Below are 17,180 nucleotides of genomic sequence, written 5' to 3' on the forward strand. Positions count from 1 at the left end.
ATTTGTAAGCAGATAGCTGAATTGGATGTAAGTTAAAGGAGAGGTAACGAATGGGAAAATATTTTGGAACGGATGGTGTGAGAGGCGTAGCCAATAAGGATCTAACACCAGAATTAGCATACAAGCTAGGACGTTATGGTGGTTACGTTTTGACGAATGGAATGGAAAGACCTCGCGTTGTTATCGGACGTGACACCCGAATTTCAGGCCATATGCTGGAAGGAGCTTTATTAGCAGGGCTCTTATCCATCGGCGCAGAAGTAATGCGACTCGGAGTAATTTCGACACCAGGTGTTGCCTATTTAACGAAAGCAACTAGTGCACAGGCTGGTGTTATGATTTCAGCGTCGCATAACCCTGTTGAGGATAACGGAATTAAATTTTTTGGACCAGATGGCTTTAAATTGACAGATGAGCAAGAAGCAGAGATTGAAAAGCTAATGGACACAGAAGATACCCTACCTCGTCCTACAGGTGCTGGTGTTGGTATTGTCACCGATTATTTCGAAGGCGGACAAAAGTATCTTTCCTATTTGAAGGATACAATTGATAATGATTTTGAAGGCTTTCAAATCGCAATTGACTGTGCCCATGGAGCGACATCTAGTTTAGCTACACACTTGTTCGCTGACCTGGAAGCAGATATTTTTTCAATTGGATCTGCCCCAGATGGACTCAATATAAACGACGGAGTAGGTTCCACGCACCCAGAAAAACTGCAAGCATTTGTTGCGGAAAAAGGTGCAGATATTGGTCTTGCATTTGATGGAGATGGTGATCGTCTCATTGCAGTTGATGAAAAAGGGAATATTGTTGATGGCGATCAAATCATGTTTATTTGTGCGAGACATTTGAATGAAAAAGGACTACTCAAGAAAAATACAGTTGTATCAACGGTAATGAGTAATCTTGGTTTCTATAAAGCAATTGAGGAAAACGGCATGCGAAGTGATAAAACTGCAGTTGGTGACCGATACGTGATGGAGGAAATGCGTAATGGGGGTTATAACCTTGGTGGAGAACAATCCGGCCACATTATCTTCCTTGATTACATCACAACAGGAGATGGCATGCTATCGGCAATCCAGCTTGTGAATGTCATGAAAGAAACCGGCAAACCTTTATCCGAGCTTGCTAGTGAAATGACAATCTTCCCGCAAGTATTAAAAAATGTGAGAGTTACCGATAAAACGGAAGCATTAAGTAACTCAGTAATTCTAGATGAGATTAAAGCAGTAGAAACGAAACTTGCTGGACAAGGACGCGTTCTTGTAAGACCTTCTGGTACAGAGCCGCTTGTTCGTGTCATGGTTGAAGCTCCAACTGCTGACGAATGTGAAAAGTATGCCGACCAAGTTGTAAAGGTTATTGATGACTTGCTAGGATTAAAAGAATAATTTTTATGAACTGCTCTCTTATTTAAATGGAGGGCAGTTTTTTGTTGTGCATATATGTAAAATTAGTACGCATTTAGAGAGGGGGCTGAAGTTCACAAGAGAAAGACTGATATTGACGAGGAAAAGACTGATATTCAGGAGAAAAAAGCTGAAGTTCACAATAAATTGGCTGATGTTCACAAATTCAGGACATGATGAAATGAGGTAGGTGCTCAAGCTCAACGCAAGCCGAACATGAATCAATCAAAGGTGATATGGTATGGTAAAGTTATTACAGGTTAGGAGGTTCAGACGCGATGATTACAATTTTGATTGTTGATGACGATCCGCATATTCGAGAATTGCTTCGTTTTTATTTGCAAAAAGGTGGTTATAAGACGATAGAAGCTGCTGATGGACAAGATGCATTGCAGCAATTAGAAGAAAACAGCATACATTTGGCTGTTGTCGATATTATGATGCCGAATGTAGATGGCTATCAGCTCTGCGAGGAAATACGTAATAATTATGATATTCCTGTGCTCATGCTTACCGCAAAGGATGGGATTTTAGATAAAGAAAAGGCTTATTTGGCTGGAACAGATGATTATATTGTAAAGCCATTTGAACCGAAGGAAGTGCTTTTCCGTATAAAAGCATTGCTTAGACGATTTCAAATTACCAATGAAGAAGTTATCCGGATTGGGAAAACAACGGTGGTTAATCGAAAAAACTATGAAGTACAGGTGAAAGGTAAAACAATGATTTTACCTTTAAAGGAATTTGAGCTGCTTGCACAATTAGCGAATTATCCAAATCGAATATTTTCCCGGGAGCAATTAATTCAATTGATTTGGGGAAATGATTATGAAGGGAATGATCGAACAGTGGATGTACATATTAAACGGCTTCGTGAGCGTTTTGCACCAATGGAAGCGGGTTTTTCGATTAATACGATCCGGGGGTTAGGATATAAACTAGAAGTGAATTAGAGAGTTGGAGGAGCAGATATGCGAACGCTCTATGTACGAATTATTGTAATGACAATGGCAATTATGATTGCAAGTGCCCTGATTGCATTTGCTGCAACAAACATTTATTACCAGCATTTTTTAAAGCCGGAGAATGATAAAAAGGTAACTCATATTGCTGAAAATATTGTAGATCTATTTGAAGAAAGTCCAAATCAATCGATAGCGGACTATTTAACAGCAATGACAGATTTAGGATATACCTTTTATCTTGTGACGCCGGCAGGGGATGCAGAAACGTTCGGAAACCCTTTTTCATCTGAAGAGCTGGATCAAAGGGAAATCAATCATGTTTTTCGTGGGAATACCTATCACGGAATTGCGAATTATCCTTGGAAGCCCTTTGTAACTGGCTTTTTTGATAATGAAGTGAAGAATACAATTGGAGTTCCGATTCAGGTAAACGGTGATACACATGCACTATTTATTCGTCCGAATTCTGCCCAGCAATTTGGTGAAATGCGGATATTTCTAGCTATACTACTCTTTTTGGCATTGCTATTTAGCTTTTTATTAGTATTAGCAAGCACTCGTTTTATCGTGAAACCGATTAAGAAATTGACAGAAGCAACGAGAAAGATTGCTGCTGGAAACTATCATTTAAAGCTTGATGTTAATCGCAAGGATGAGATTGGAAGACTGGCGAGTGACTTTGCTACGATGAGCAGTAGTTTAGCCCGAACAGAAGAAAAGCGTCAAGAGTTCGTGTCGAATGTTTCTCATGAAATCCAGTCTCCATTAACATCGATTCAGGGTTTTTCTCAAGCTTTGCAAGAAGAGGAAATGTCTGAAGAGGAAAAGCGGCGTTATCTTGCTATCATTGAGAATGAAAGCAAGCGATTATCAGCTTTGAGTAAACAACTTCTTACCTTATCCAATTTGGATAGCGAAGTGGATATCAATGACTTTGTACCGTTTGATCTAGCAGAGCAATTGAAGGAAGTTGTTTTAACAATGGAATGGCAATGGCGGGAAAAACAAATTGCGATAGAACTCGATATTCATCCTACTACAATTGTTGGTGATCCGAAGCTTCTACAGCAGGTATGGGTAAATTTAATCTCAAATGCAATTCGGTATACAGATCTCGGAGGAGAGATATCGATTTATATAGCGACCGATAAATACCATGTGCAGGTTATGGTGGAGGACACGGGCATTGGAATTAGCGAGGTAGATGTACCACAGCTTTTTGATCGCTTCTATAAAGTCGATAAAGCCCGAACAAGGACAGAAAACAGCACTGGCTTAGGTCTTTCAATTGTGAAAAAAATAATGGAGGTACATGGCGGCACAATTATGGTAGAAAGTGAGCTTGGGAAAGGAACTGTATTTACAGTATCCCTTCCTCAAAAGTAAAAGTAACGATTCGTTCATCCTCCGTTCATATTCAGCGTATATGCTTGAAACATAGAGAAATAAAGGAGTGAACAGAATGTTTCTAGCTATACGGGAATTAGCACATGCGAAAATTCGTTATGCTTTAATCGGCTTGATCATTGTATTAATTGCTAGTCTGATTTTTATTATCTCGGGACTAGCAAAGGGATTATCTGCGGATAACGCATCAGCAATTCAAAATATGAAGGCAGATTATATATTGATGGATACCGATGCTGAACTTGAGATGACAAAATCGTTTATTTCAAGAACAGACCTAGATAATGTGTTACAGATGGATGGGATTGAACAAGCGAATTCTCTTTCGGTTCGAATGATGAATGCATCTGTTAACGGATCCGATCAGAATGAGGATGTAGCTTTATTTGTGACAGATGGGGATAGTATGCTCTTGCCATCTGTTCGTGATGGCAGCCCAATTACGCAAGAAGATGAAGCAATTGTAGATGCATCCTTACAACGAGAAGGTATTGAAATCGGTGATAGACTAGTATTTGGAGAAGAAAGTGAGTTAACGGTTGTAGGTTTTACCGATAGTCAGCGCTACAGCCATACGCCGGTTGTGTTTGTAGATGGTGGAGGTCGCGAAACGATTAATGCCATTGCAATCAGCGTTGATGAATCGCGCGCTGATGAAATTCGAAATGCTGTTGGTAATTCGTTCGATATGGTAACGAAAGACGAAGCATTAAAAGGAATCCCTAGCTACTCGCAGGAGCAAGCTTCCTTAAATATGATGATTGTCTTCCTATTCGTAATTACAGCATTTGTTTTAGCTGCGTTCTTTTATGTAATCACATTGCAAAAGCGAGATCAGTTTGGCGTGCTAAAAGCGTTAGGTGCGAAAACGACGTATCTTGCACAAAACTTAGTCGGTCAAGTTGTGCTTATATCTATTATGTGTATTGGCATTGCGATGGGACTAACGTTGGGAATAGCTGAACTCTTACCAGAGGAGATGCCATTTCTATTAACAGCGGATGAAATGGTGCAGACCTCTATCCTTATTCTAATTGTCTCGATTATAGGTGCCTTTCTCTCGCTTATCCAAATCGTCAAAATTGATCCGATCGAAGCAATAGAGGGGGCTGGCAAATGACAATCGTTATGGAGAATGTATCAAAGGTATATCAAGATGGTCCGAAGTCCTTTACAGCATTGGACTCCATCTCTTTGGAAGTGAAGGAAGGAGAGTTTCTTGCGATTATCGGTCCTTCTGGATCTGGAAAAAGCACGATGTTATCAATAGCTGGAGCCCTCTTATCGCCAACGAAAGGAACGGTTTTGCTTGATGGAGAGAATCTTGCAAACCTATCATCTAAACAAATTACTGCTCGAAGATTAGAGAAGATTGGATTTGTTTTTCAAGCGGCAAATTTAATCCCTTATTTAAAGGTGAAAGATCAGTTAAGTGTTATCAATATCTTAGCGAAACATAAAAGCAAAGCAAATGAAGGAGCACTTTTGAGGCATTTTGGCTTAGCACATCGAGCTGTAAACTATCCGAATGAGCTTTCAGGAGGAGAAAGGCAGCGTGTAGCTATAGCGCGAGCGCTAATTAACGATCCCAAGCTAATTCTTGCAGATGAGCCAACTGCAAGCTTAGATTCGAAGCGTGGACGAGAAGTTGTAGAAACACTAGCGAATGAAATTAAGTCGCGGGGAAAATCGGGAATTATGGTCACGCATGATGAAAGGGTTCTTGATTTATGTGATAGAGTCGTTACGATTCGTGATGGTCGGTTAGAAGAATAGATTGGAAAAGGAAAATGAGCTTGGGGAGCTTTCTCCAGGTTCATTTCCATTTTTCCTCCCCTTCATTATAACCCCTACTCCGCCTAAGGTCTGAACAAACATCCCACCTCCGTAGGTTCACTATGATGCGAATCTTGATACAATAAATCTGAATACAGACATTTACTGTGCAGGGGTAAATCGTTTATAATAAAAATATCCATTATTTTATGTTTTTTCAGAATAAACGATTTGAAAATCGAGGAGGATAAGGATGATTCAATTTCCTAAACCGAAAGTGGAACAGTTTTTCCGTACGTCCAATATTTATGATTTTGCTGTAAGTGGTGATGAAAAGCGGCTTATTTTTAGTTCTAATTTAAATGGAAAAGTTAATTTATGGGCGATTGATTTGCCAAGCACATCTCCTTATTTATTTGCCCATCATGATGAGTCAACCAACTTTATTAAGTTTGACCCAGAAAACCGCTATGTATTAGCTGGCTATGATAAGGATGGAGACGAGAATTATCAGATTTATGCTGTTCCAAGTGAAGGAGGACTCCCACAGCCGTTAATAACTGGTGATGCCAAGGAGAAATATTTCTTTTGTCATTTGAGTGAGGATGGAGAACGAGTCTATTATATGACTTCTGAGGGGAACCCATCATTTTTAAATGCGCGAGTACGTAATCTGAAGGATAATGCAGATACGTTATTGAATGAAGGAGAAGTTTCGCCAACGTATTTAGCTGCTGTATCGGATAATGAGGATGCCTTTGTATATACGCGTATGTTCGCAAATACATATGTGACAGCTTTTGTGAAGGTCGATGATGAGACACACTATTTAACACCTGATCAAGAGAAAATTCATGTTGTTTTCAGCCCTGTTTTTACAGATGAAGAAACGGTTTATTTCGTAACTAATTATGATAGTGAATATAATTACCTGGCTAAATATAATTTGAAAACAAAAACATTTTCTTCTGTTTTCTCTATCGATAAGGAAAGCATCGATATAAAATGGGATAAGGAAAATAAAGTGTTTTATCTCACGACAGAAAAAGGGGTAGAGGATTTATTCTACCGTTTTGATCCGGCGACAGAAAAGCTTGAGAAATTAGCTTTGCCAGTTGATGTGATTGAAAAAGTGCATGTCGCTAAATCAGGTAATCTTTATGTGCTTGGTAGAAGTGCAACCCTTCCATTCAATATCTTTACATCAGAGGACGGAAAGGATTGGGAGCAGCTAACAGATAATCGGGTACTCGGGATTAGCAGGGAGGATATGGTAGAACCAGAAGTAATCGCTTATGAATCTTTTGATGGGATGGAAATTGAAGCATTGCTTTTCAGAGCAAAGCCTGAAAACGATAATGGCTACACAATTTTTTGGCCTCATGGAGGTCCACAGGCATCTGAGCGCAAGATGTTTCGCGCGATGTTCCAAAGCTTTTTAAACCGTGGTTATACAATATTTGCGCCGAACTTCCGTGGGAGCACAGGCTATGGCTCTTCTTTTGTAAAATTAGTGGAGCAGGATTGGGGAGAAGGTCCACGCTTAGATAATGTAGCTGGAATTGAATGGTTGTTTGAAAAGGCTATCGCTGACCGGGAAAAGCTTTTCCTTGTAGGTGGAAGCTATGGTGGATATATGGCGCTGCTGCTGCATGGACGGCATCCGGAATATTTTAAGGCAGTCATCGATATTTTTGGACCATCAGATTTGTTTACGTTTGTAAAATCTGTTCCACCACACTGGAAGCCAATTATGGACCGCTGGCTTGGTGATCCAGAACGGGATAAAGAGCGTTTTATTAAAGACTCGCCTGTTACGTATCTTGATACGATGACGAAGCCAATGCTCGTTATCCAAGGTGCGAAGGATCCACGTGTTGTAAAAGAAGAATCGGATCAAATCGTTGCTAAGCTCGAAGCAAAAGGGCGTGACGTCGAATACCTCGTGCTAGAGGATGAAGGTCATGGGTTCTCGAAAAAGGAAAATGAAATTAAAGTGTATAGCTTGATGCTGGAATTTATGGAAAAGCATAAAGGATAAGCGGGATCTCTGTATGTGCGAAAATAACTTTAGCAATGGAAAAATCTCCGCCTAAAATCACGTATTTCTCTTGTTAACCTATGTGGTTGGGTTAACAAGAGAAATTTTTATTCGTCCATCTATAATAAACAAAAGACAGCTTCTGTCCATTCATTTCAAATGTTTCCTTATCCGCCCTCATATAAGCAAATCCATTTTTCTCTAGAATCACTCTAGATGCCACATTATTGGTTGTGGTTTTGGCATGAATCTGCTTGATATTCTGATTGGCGATGACGTTTTCTAATAATAATTGCAATGCTCTTTTGGCGACGCCTTTCCCAGTATAGAACTTGCCAACGCGATAGCCGAGATGAGCTGCTTTTTGAGCAGAAGTAATATCCACTAGATTAATCCTGCCAACAATCGCATTATGCTGATCCTTTATTAAGTAAAAATACGAAGTACCTACTGTTTGCTCTTTCAGCAAAGCCTCGTGGTTCCTTTTAAAAATATCTGGCTTATAATAGTCGTCCCCTCGAGATGGTACTGTTTCCTCGAAGTAATCTCTATTTTCAAGTTCAAATGTGAATAAAGCGTCTGCATCGGCAGCTTTTAATCTTTCAATTGATATTTCCATCTGCAAATCTCCTATCATTGGTTATGTGTTTATTATAACGAAAAAATAGGGTTCCTCCGTCTGATTTAATGTTTATAAATAAAAATCTAACGGATCGTTATATAACCTTATCTATGATATAAATCGATAAGGAACTTTAACGCTTTGACCATCATATACTAATCAATAGCTCCTTCTAAAAAACAGGGGTTAGGTATTGACCAAATTGATAAGTTTCAGTTAGAATGAAGAGTGTTCGTTTGGAAATATTTCCAACAGAACCGTTTATTTTAAAAAAGAAAGGAGCATAGAGGTTATCGAAGTAACAAAAAGCGCCAGGACTATTTTTCAGGTCGAAATGGAAAAATAGTTGACGAGGTGGAGGTTATCGAAGTTTCGGCGGGTGCCTCCCGGTTGCACATCTCAATCGTTTCGCTTTATCTATAAAACAATGAGGCGACTTATTGGACAAAAGGATAAAGCAAGATGTCCACTATAAAAATACACGAGAGAGGGGCAGAAAGACGCCCCTTGTACAGCAAAGAAAAAGGTTCGTTTTGTCTGCCCCTTATTAGGAGGACAACGTTATGTGCGGAATTGTAGGATATATCGGACAAAATGATACGAAGGAAGTTTTATTAAACGGACTGGAAAAGCTGGAATACAGAGGTTATGACTCTGCGGGTATTGCTATGCTGAATGCAGAAGGCATCAACCTGACGAAGGTGAAAGGTCGCATTGCTGCACTACGTGAACGTGTGGATAACTCGATCCAAGCAACAATGGGAATTGGCCATACTAGATGGGCAACACATGGTGTACCAAGTATCACGAATGCACACCCACATCAAAGTACAACAGGCAGATTCACCCTTGTTCATAATGGAGTTATTGAAAATTACAATGACCTGAAAAAAGAATACCTTCAAGATGTTAGTTTTGTAAGTGATACGGATACAGAAGTAGTTGTGCAATTGATCGATAAGCTTTATCAAAAACATCAGGATACGGTCGAGGCGTTTCGTGAGACGATGCGTTTATTAAAAGGTTCTTATGCGATTGGTCTAATCGACGTAGAGGATCACGAGACACTGTATGTTTCCAAAAACAAAAGTCCACTTCTGGTTGGTTTAGGTGATGGATTTAACCTTGTTGCAAGCGACGCTATGGCAACATTAAAGGAAACAGACCAATACCTTGAAATTTTTGATAAAGAGATTGTACTTGTTAATCGCAACTTTGTTGAAGTTCAAACATTAGAAGGTTCTGTTGTGGAACGCAAACCCTACACTGCTGAAATTGATGCAAGTGATACTGAAAAGGGTACGTATGCCCATTACATGTTGAAAGAAATCGATGAGCAGCCAATTGTAATGCGTAACATCATCAAGAACTATCAAGACGAAAACAATAAACTAAAGCTTGATGCAAACATCCGCAGTGCAATGAAAGCGGCTGACCGCATTTATATTATTGCGGCAGGCACAAGCTACCATGCAGGCTTAGTTGGAAAAGAACTCATTGAGAAACTAGCAAACATTCCAGTGGAAGTTCATGTTGCAAGTGAATTTTCATATAATACACCGCTGTTATCCGAGAAACCACTATTTATATTCATCTCACAAAGTGGTGAAACAGCTGATAGCCGTGCCGTTTTAGTTAAAATAAAAGAAATGGGCCACCCGGCATTAACGATTACAAATGTGCCAGGATCCACCCTTTCTCGTGAAGCGGACCATACATTGCATTTATATGCAGGTCCCGAAATTGCTGTGGCTTCAACAAAAGCATATACTGCACAAATTGCAGTACTAGCTATTTTGGCAGTCGATACAGCAAATGTAAAAGGAATTCAATTAGATTTCGATCCATTGCAGGAGCTTGCTATTGTTGCAACAGCAATGGAAACTCTAACAGGTCAGAAGGAAGAAATCGAACAATTAGCAAGAGATTACTTTGAGACAACTCGTAATGCTTTCTTTATCGGTAGAAGCGGTGATTACAATGTTTCACTGGAAGCTGCATTGAAGCTGAAGGAAATCTCCTATATTCAGGCAGAAGGTTTTGCTGGTGGAGAATTGAAACACGGAACGATCGCCCTAATCGAAGAGGGGACACCAGTAATCGCGCTTGCTACACAAGAAAATGTAAACTATTCAATTCGCAGTAATGTGCAGGAAGTCGTTGCTCGTGGTGCGAATGCAATGATCATCAGCATGAAAGGCTTAGAAGAAGACGAAGATAGCTTCGTGGTCCCACATGTGCATGAACTCTTAACACCGCTTGTCAGTGTGATTCCAATGCAATTATTAGCTTATTACGCTGCTCTTCATCGTGGCTGTGATGTTGATAAGCCAAGGAATTTAGCTAAGAGTGTTACGGTGGAGTAAGATTGGATTTTTAAAATAAAGTTGTTGTCTCTATCTAAAAATAACGTTCCTTAAATAATAAAAGCGTTCCTTAAAGGAAATTAACGTTCCCAATCCGAAGGTTTTTCCGGTGCTTTCCCGGCAGACCTTCGATCGCTACGGAGTGTCTTGGCAAATTAATCTACCAAATTAATTTATGATGGTGATATAAGGATCTGGTTTAATAATAGTCTCCCGGTCTTAAAGTCGATTTATCTCCCTGTTCTTTCTCGGTTCCCATGCTAAAAAGTCGGTTCCCAATGTTAAATAGTTGGTATTGGTATCCAAACGGTAAAGGATCGGTGAAGAGCAGCGTGAGAAACGCTATGTACTCGGATGATTTTTCAATCCTAATCAATACAATTTCGGGCTGGATCCAATAGTGATTCAGTCCATTTCTTTTTGTCCAATGCTCCCCCAAATCCCTTGTCAATAGTGGATTCATGGGAGAACTTAGTTACAATATCGGAATATTCTATACAATCTAGAACAGAAGAAAGAGGCGTTAAATGGGGGTTTTAGGGAAGAACTTAGAAAGAGGGTGGGGTCAAGAGGGGTAAGGGTTTAAGGGGATTTTGGGGAAATACCAACTAAGTTACAGGTATATATAGTAGAGGTAAAGAAGTGGACATGAGAAAAGATAGAACAGCTTGAATTAAATAAATAACTTTTAGAGTTCATGATACAATAAATTAAGTTGAAAGAGAGTTTGAATGGAAATAAATCTACTTACAATATTCTGGAACAATCTAATAAGAGGTTGTTCCTTTTCTACTTATACTCTAGATTACAGATGGTCATAAAAATTCTTTATTTTTTTCAAACCAAATGAAGGGCAGCTTCGTCTAAGATATATGAGGGGGTGAAACTAGATGAATGAACTAAACCAATTGGCGGTGACAGATGAAATGATGCTGGATGAAAGAGAGCAGATCATTGATCAATTAATGCATGAATATAGTGATGATATCCTGCATCTAGTATATACATATGTTAAAAACCGAGCCACAGCAGAAGATTTAACGCAGGAGATATTTATAAAGTGTTATGAAAGATTAAATCAGTTTAATGGGCAGGCAACAATAAAAACTTGGCTATATCGTATTGCGAGTAACCATTGCAAGGACTATTTAAGAAGCTGGTATTATCGCAAAATAACGCTTAGCAATAAATTATTGGATTACATCCCTTCTAAGTCAAAACAGGTGGAAGAGGAGGTTATCACGAATAGTGAAGAAAACAGATTAACGAACGCTGTCATGAATTTACCTCTAAAGTATAGAGAAGTCGTATTTCTGCATTATTATGAAGAATTGTCTTTAATAGAAATAAGCAAAATAACTACAGTAAATATAAATACAATAAAAACAAGATTAAAGCGTGCGAAAGAATTATTAAAAGACAAGATTATAGAGGAGGTTTAGGAGATGAATGATCCATTTATGAACCTGAAGAGTTCGATGAAAAAATCAGTTTTTAAGGATCTTTCTTTTTCAAATGAAAGAAAAAATGCTGTGAGAGAAGCCATTCGTGCGAATCAACAATCACAACCTCATAATTGGAATATAGAAACCATTATAGCTATATTAGAATCTGTTCAGCATGAATCAAAGGATGGTTACAATATTTCTATCCAACTTTTTCAAAAAAATGAGCGTACTTTCCAAAAAAATGAAGGGCAGCTTTATACACTTCTACATCTATTAGAAAATAAAGAAATTATTACTTCAAATTGGATAAATAAAAAGAAATATTACTCCTTAAATTCCAAAGGAAAAAAATACTTAGCTACTTATAAACAAGATACCTCAAAACAAGAGTTATCCCTTAAACACTTAATAGAGGAGGCGGCCTTATGAGTTCTCCCAAATTTGAAGAATTTTTAAGTAAAGTCACTTCCAAAGTGAAATCTAAGGAAGCCCACAACATGATAAAAAAAGAGCTTACTCATCATCTGCAAGAGTTAAGTCAATCTTATAAAAAAAGAGGATTTTCTGAAGAGGAATCAGATGGAAAGGCCATTCAAGAAATGGGAAATCCATTTACTATTGGAGAGAAATTAAATTCCCTTCATAAGCCAAAAATGGATTGGATTCTCATTGTTTTATTTGTTATTTTTGCTAGTATTAGTTTTCTCCCGTTAATTGGTGGAATTCCTGAAATTTCCTCATCAAGCACCTATTTTATGGGGCGACAGGCTATCTGGTACTCCCTAGCAGTTCCTGTAATTATTGGGTTCCTTTTCTTTGATTACCAAAAATTCAAGAACTGGTGGATGTACTTTTATGCTATCGGCTTGTTAATTCATTTATATCTCCATTTATTTGGATACATGGTCAATGGAGTCCAAAAGTGGGTTTTACTTTCAGGCCTAACGGTTGATGGCACTATAATGAGCTTATTCTTCTTTTTTCTTGCTTGGGCGGGTATTTTAAGCAAAATGAATGAGTTTCATAGTTGGAAAAAACAAGGATTTCTTCTTGTTTTATTTTGGATTCCCATCTTGCTGTACATGATGGTGCCAGACTTTATGGTTGCTATCATTTACTTCTTCTGTTTACTAGGGATGTTTATATTTGCCCGAGTCCATAAGAAATTAGCGATCAAACTAGTCATAACAAATCTAGTGGCTGGTGCCATCTTCATGATTATGATTATCATGACCTCACGCCAAGGTTATTTGTTTACTAGATTATCTGCTTTTATAAACCCAGATACCGATCCAAATGGAGCAGGATATTTGTATATAGCCATTAGGAATATCCTTGCAGAAGTGGGATGGTTCGGTAACGGACTTTATAATGATTTGAATTTTCAATTGTTACCAGAATCGCATACAGATTTTGCTTTTCCTTTTCTCGTCTATTCTCTTGGTTGGGCATTCGGAATCGTTCTTTGTTTGATCCTACTGATATTTATTTCAAGAATCTCAAAAAATGCGTTTAAAACAAAGGACCTTTATGGGAGGTTGATCGTAATTGGTGGTGCTATATTATTTGCCGTTCCAACTACTTGGAACATCTTGATGGGCTTTGGAATCATGCCAATCATGGAAGTTTCTCTGCCGTTTATTAGTTATGGAGGAAGTGCGATCCTCTTTTACGCTGCTGTTTTAGGACTAATTTTAAATGTTTATCGAAGAAAGGATATTGTAGAACCCACGATAGCAGATTTTTAAGTAACGTATCATTAGTAATTTTAACAGTGGTGAGTCCTTCAATTTAGATTCTAAAACCCCGACGACATCAGAAACACTACTCAAGATTGAGGATGACAAGTCAGAAACGATAACATTAACTTTAAATTACAAATTCTTTTTGATGTTAAACTAAAGGGTACAATAGTTAAATATAATCAATACAATTTTCAGACTAGATCCAAGACGAATCTAGTCTTTTTAATTGTGTCAAAGACAGAATTATCTTCTGCTAAGGTAAGTCCAGCTCTTGGATTCTTACCAGATTCATTTTTTACTTCCTCAAGAAATACAACGAGTGATCTAAGTCCCTCAACAGTATGAGAAACTTTAAAGCTCTAACGATAGGGTTTGCCTTTATCTAAAAATGCTTGAACCTGACTTTCTCCTTTAGATACATCCAGACCAACGACTGGATTCATTGTTAATCTCCTCCTAAACTATTAAATTTGCCAGTAACCCCTAATCCTCCATGCAGTGTCACAGCTTCGCTTGTTATTCGAGATCTAAGTCCCAACTAGCCTCAATCATGTTTCTACAAGTAGGGGCGAACGGTTTAGTTGACGGGATCAAAGCCCCGCGGGCAGTTACGTTCTAACCTGGCTACTGTACTGTTATAATAAAACCATATATAAAATGGTCAACCAGAAAAATTTAGCATTCTGGCTAACCTTATAATACGAACTAGCAGTTTAGTTGAAGAAGGATTATTAATTATGAGTAACTCGAAGTATAAAGGCATTCCTTTGTGAAGAAGGAATGCCTTTAATTTTGCTAGAAATTGAAGGTATTAAATATAACAATAAATAAATAACAAAATATGATAAATATTTATTGCGATTCAATAAATAATGTATTAAGGTGTAATTATCAGTTAATAAGTGAGGTGCTTTTTAATGAAAAGAGGTTCAACAATTTTCTTGAAGATAGCTGTTTTTCTTATTGGAGTTATCGTACTTTCTTTGTGTATCTTTTTCCTGCCGTGGTTGGCAAATGATACGGCAGAAATGTTTCCAGAGTTTGCTTTTTTACAGTATCCTGTTTTATTAGGTTTGTATTTAACTACTATCCCATTTTTTGTAGCTCTGTATCAGGCTATAAGACTTCTGAAATTAATTGATAATGAAGATGCATTTTCGGAGTCATCTGTAAACTCTTTAAACCTAATTAAGCATTGTGCAATTACTATAAGTATCTTGTATGTAATAGGGTCCATCTTACTTATGTCACAAAGTGCTTTGCATCCAGGAATAGCAATTATCGGCTTTATAATATTTTTTGCCTCGGTTGTTATAGCAGTATTTGCTGGAGTTCTTCAAAAATTATTAAGAAATGCATTAGATATAAAGTCAGAGAATGATTTAACAGTTTGAGGTGAAAACAATGGCAATTATAATCAATATTGATGTGATGTTAGCAAAAAGGAAAATGAGTGTAACTGAGCTCTCAAATAGGGTTGGGATAACGATGGCTAATATTTCTATATTAAAAAATGGAAAGGCAAAGGCTATCAGATTTTCAACCTTAGAGGCTATTTGTGAGGTGTTGGAATGCCAGCCTGGTGACATCTTAGAGTACAGAAGCGACAAAGATATTGACTAACTTATTTAGACTACTTTAATATCGGGGCAGGATTGTGGAAGAGTGTTCTTCAACTTGTGTTCAACAATCGGGCCAAGATTGTTTAAGAACAGGTGATTTACAGAAGGGGTGATGTCATGGGTTTTTGGTATTTACTATTGCTTTTAATAGGTGTCATTTTGATAATTATAGGAATCATGAAAAAAGGTGTTTCTTCAGCGGTTAAGGTAGTAATTTTATTATTTGTAATTGGAATCTTATTCGTTGTAGTGTCGATAGTTTTATTGATGCCTGGTAGTTCTGATTTAATTGCAGAACTGCTGAAATTAGATTGGTGATTTTTAATTTTTTAAAGCAAACGGGCACAATTGCGGAATAAACGTCACTGTAGAAAGATAAATACTGGGGGCAATTATATATGAAAACTTATATATATCTGGTGAGACACGGTGATTCACCAAAAGTCGGAAGTGAAAGAACAAGAGGATTAACTATTAAAGGAAAAATAGATGCTCAACGGATAGCTAATTTATTGATTGAAGAAGGTATTAACGCTGTTATCTCCAGTCCATACAAGCGTTCAATCCTAACTGTTCAGGAACTTGCAGATAAATTAGGGAAAAAAGTTTTGATATTTGAGGACCTTAAAGAGAGAATATTTTCCTTAGAAGATAAACGTCTATCCGATAAGGAGTTAATTCATTTATTAAACCGATCATTCTCTGAATCAACTTATTCTTTACCTGGATTGGAGTCTAATGAGGGCTGCCAGGCAAGAGCTGTAAAAACCTTAAAAGAAATATTAAATACTTATCGAGGGCAGAAAGTAGTTGTAGGTACTCATGGAGCTCTAATGACTTTGATGATGGGTTATTATGACAGTAAATATGATTTAGATTTTTTATTTCAAACAACAAAACCAGATGTATATAGAATGGAATTTAATGGAGAAGAATTAGTAGGAGTTAATAGAATGTGGAAGTTTAATAGTGGCATATAGATATTGAAAGGGTTGGCCGAATAGCCGATGTGACAACCTGTTAGACTATCCTATTTGTGAAAAAATACACTTCAACTATCTGGTGCAATGATTTAATAAGGTGATCCGAGAGTACGATTGCCTTTTTTATGAAATTGAGTTTTATTATTGGAATATTATGTTAGTCTTGTGGAAGAAGGGTGATTGCCCTTCCTTTCTGTGATTTAACAAAAGTCTAAGTAGGCAGGTGATTATTGTGAAGGTAGCACTTATTCATATTGGGTATTTCATTGTCATTATTATCACGTCTATCGTATCTTTTGGTATAATTTTTGGAGCAGGATTTACTGAAGGAATTGACTTATTTACTTTATTTATTCCTTTTGTTTTAAGTGTATTGTGGAATTTTGCCTACGTATGGCAATTTCTTAGTATGAGTTCAAATAAGACAGATTCCATTCGTCCATCTAAAAATTGGACATTTATCAGTATGTTCCTTTCAGGAATTCTTATAGTTTATAGTTTATTTTTAACAACGTTGTTGATTCCAATAGGATCCGTCATATCTGTCCTATTGCTTCTTATTTGGTTCGCACTGCTTTTTGCATATACAAAGAGTAAAAGCAGTATACCGCAGAGTATTTATGGTTCGATTCTCTTCATCGTTTCTTTGATTCTTGCTTATCTGATTTTTGAATATTTAATTACAATGTAAGTGTTTAAAAATCAAATTAACAGTTATTATATTTGAGAGCAAACACACTTTAACTAACTGGTGCTTTAATGCAATAATTAGATTATCGAAAGGATGGTA

Annotated in this window: 16 protein-coding genes and 1 pseudogene; 15 read left to right on the top strand and 2 right to left on the bottom strand. The window is 37.5% G+C overall.

The window, feature by feature from the left end; all coding sequences use genetic code 11:
- Nucleotides 1-50: 50 nt before the first annotated feature.
- From glmM to D1B32_RS19015, 6 genes are all read left to right on the top strand, one after another.
- Nucleotides 51-1,397, top strand: coding sequence for a phosphoglucosamine mutase (gene glmM, locus D1B32_RS18990; protein WP_118890160.1), 1,347 nt, complete (start codon nucleotides 51-53; stop codon nucleotides 1,395-1,397).
- 296 nt (nucleotides 1,398-1,693) lie between these two features.
- Nucleotides 1,694-2,368, top strand: coding sequence for a response regulator transcription factor (locus D1B32_RS18995; protein ID WP_118890161.1), 675 nt, complete (start codon nucleotides 1,694-1,696; stop codon nucleotides 2,366-2,368).
- Between the two features lie 18 nt (nucleotides 2,369-2,386).
- Nucleotides 2,387-3,766 (top strand): sensor histidine kinase, encoded by a 1,380-nt coding sequence (locus D1B32_RS19000; protein ID WP_118890162.1) that lies wholly within the window; start codon nucleotides 2,387-2,389, stop codon nucleotides 3,764-3,766.
- Between the two features lie 76 nt (nucleotides 3,767-3,842).
- Entirely contained in the window at nucleotides 3,843-4,907 is a 1,065-nt protein-coding gene (locus tag D1B32_RS19005; protein ID WP_118890163.1) for an ABC transporter permease, read from the top strand.
- On the top strand, nucleotides 4,904-5,563 hold the full coding sequence (locus tag D1B32_RS19010) for an ABC transporter ATP-binding protein (RefSeq protein WP_095312999.1): 660 nt from the start codon (nucleotides 4,904-4,906) through the stop codon (nucleotides 5,561-5,563). Before D1B32_RS19005 ends, D1B32_RS19010 begins: the two co-directional genes overlap by 4 nt.
- A gap of 253 nt (nucleotides 5,564-5,816) precedes the next feature.
- Nucleotides 5,817-7,604 carry a S9 family peptidase gene (locus D1B32_RS19015; RefSeq protein ID WP_118890164.1) on the top strand — a complete coding sequence of 596 codons (1,788 nt, stop codon included), beginning with the start codon at nucleotides 5,817-5,819 and terminating at the stop codon, nucleotides 7,602-7,604.
- Nucleotides 7,605-7,695: 91 nt separating this feature from the next.
- On the opposite strand, the gene D1B32_RS19020 is transcribed toward D1B32_RS19015, so the two are convergent.
- A complete protein-coding gene (locus D1B32_RS19020) occupies nucleotides 7,696-8,223 on the bottom strand; it encodes a GNAT family N-acetyltransferase (RefSeq protein WP_118890165.1) in 528 nt (175 codons plus the stop codon).
- Nucleotides 8,224-8,789: 566 nt separating this feature from the next.
- Here D1B32_RS19020 and glmS point away from each other — a divergent pair.
- The 4 genes from glmS (at nucleotide 8,790) to D1B32_RS19040 (ending at nucleotide 13,788) form a co-directional block, all read left to right on the top strand.
- Nucleotides 8,790-10,592, top strand: coding sequence for a glutamine--fructose-6-phosphate transaminase (isomerizing) (glmS, locus tag D1B32_RS19025; RefSeq protein WP_118890166.1), 1,803 nt, complete (start codon nucleotides 8,790-8,792; stop codon nucleotides 10,590-10,592).
- A gap of 890 nt (nucleotides 10,593-11,482) precedes the next feature.
- A complete protein-coding gene (locus tag D1B32_RS19030) occupies nucleotides 11,483-12,034 on the top strand; it encodes a sigma-70 family RNA polymerase sigma factor (protein WP_118890167.1) in 552 nt (183 codons plus the stop codon).
- Nucleotides 12,035-12,037: 3 nt separating this feature from the next.
- Nucleotides 12,038-12,469 carry a PadR family transcriptional regulator gene (locus D1B32_RS19035; RefSeq protein ID WP_118890168.1) on the top strand — a complete coding sequence of 144 codons (432 nt, stop codon included), beginning with the start codon at nucleotides 12,038-12,040 and terminating at the stop codon, nucleotides 12,467-12,469.
- On the top strand, nucleotides 12,466-13,788 hold the full coding sequence (locus D1B32_RS19040; protein ID WP_118890169.1) for an FtsW/RodA/SpoVE family cell cycle protein: 1,323 nt from the start codon (nucleotides 12,466-12,468) through the stop codon (nucleotides 13,786-13,788). Before D1B32_RS19035 ends, D1B32_RS19040 begins: the two co-directional genes overlap by 4 nt.
- Before the next feature lie 269 nt (nucleotides 13,789-14,057).
- Here the strand turns inward: D1B32_RS19040 and D1B32_RS24320 are convergent.
- Nucleotides 14,058-14,228 (bottom strand): annotated as a pseudogene (locus tag D1B32_RS24320) (IS110 family transposase); the annotation flags it as partial.
- Nucleotides 14,229-14,702: 474 nt separating this feature from the next.
- Between D1B32_RS24320 and D1B32_RS19050 the strand changes: the two are divergent.
- The 5 genes from D1B32_RS19050 (at nucleotide 14,703) to D1B32_RS19070 (ending at nucleotide 17,081) form a co-directional block, all read left to right on the top strand.
- A complete protein-coding gene (locus D1B32_RS19050; protein ID WP_118890170.1) occupies nucleotides 14,703-15,179 on the top strand; it encodes a DUF2975 domain-containing protein in 477 nt (158 codons plus the stop codon).
- 10 nt (nucleotides 15,180-15,189) lie between these two features.
- Nucleotides 15,190-15,408: a helix-turn-helix domain-containing protein gene (locus D1B32_RS19055; protein WP_118890171.1), complete on the top strand. Its 219-nt coding sequence runs from the start codon at nucleotides 15,190-15,192 to the stop codon at nucleotides 15,406-15,408.
- Between the two features lie 116 nt (nucleotides 15,409-15,524).
- The gene (locus D1B32_RS19060) at nucleotides 15,525-15,725 is read left to right on the top strand and encodes a hypothetical protein (protein WP_118890172.1); all 201 of its coding nucleotides are present in this window, start codon (nucleotides 15,525-15,527) and stop codon (nucleotides 15,723-15,725) included.
- 80 nt (nucleotides 15,726-15,805) lie between these two features.
- Nucleotides 15,806-16,387 carry a histidine phosphatase family protein gene (locus D1B32_RS19065; protein WP_118890173.1) on the top strand — a complete coding sequence of 194 codons (582 nt, stop codon included), beginning with the start codon at nucleotides 15,806-15,808 and terminating at the stop codon, nucleotides 16,385-16,387.
- Between the two features lie 235 nt (nucleotides 16,388-16,622).
- Complete coding sequence (locus D1B32_RS19070) at nucleotides 16,623-17,081, top strand: hypothetical protein (protein WP_118890174.1); 459 nt, start codon at nucleotides 16,623-16,625, stop codon at nucleotides 17,079-17,081.
- The last annotated feature ends 99 nt before the right edge of the window (nucleotides 17,082-17,180 follow it).

The organism is Oceanobacillus profundus, assembly GCF_003515705.1.
Taxonomy (GTDB): domain Bacteria; phylum Bacillota; class Bacilli; order Bacillales; family Amphibacillaceae; genus Oceanobacillus; species Oceanobacillus profundus.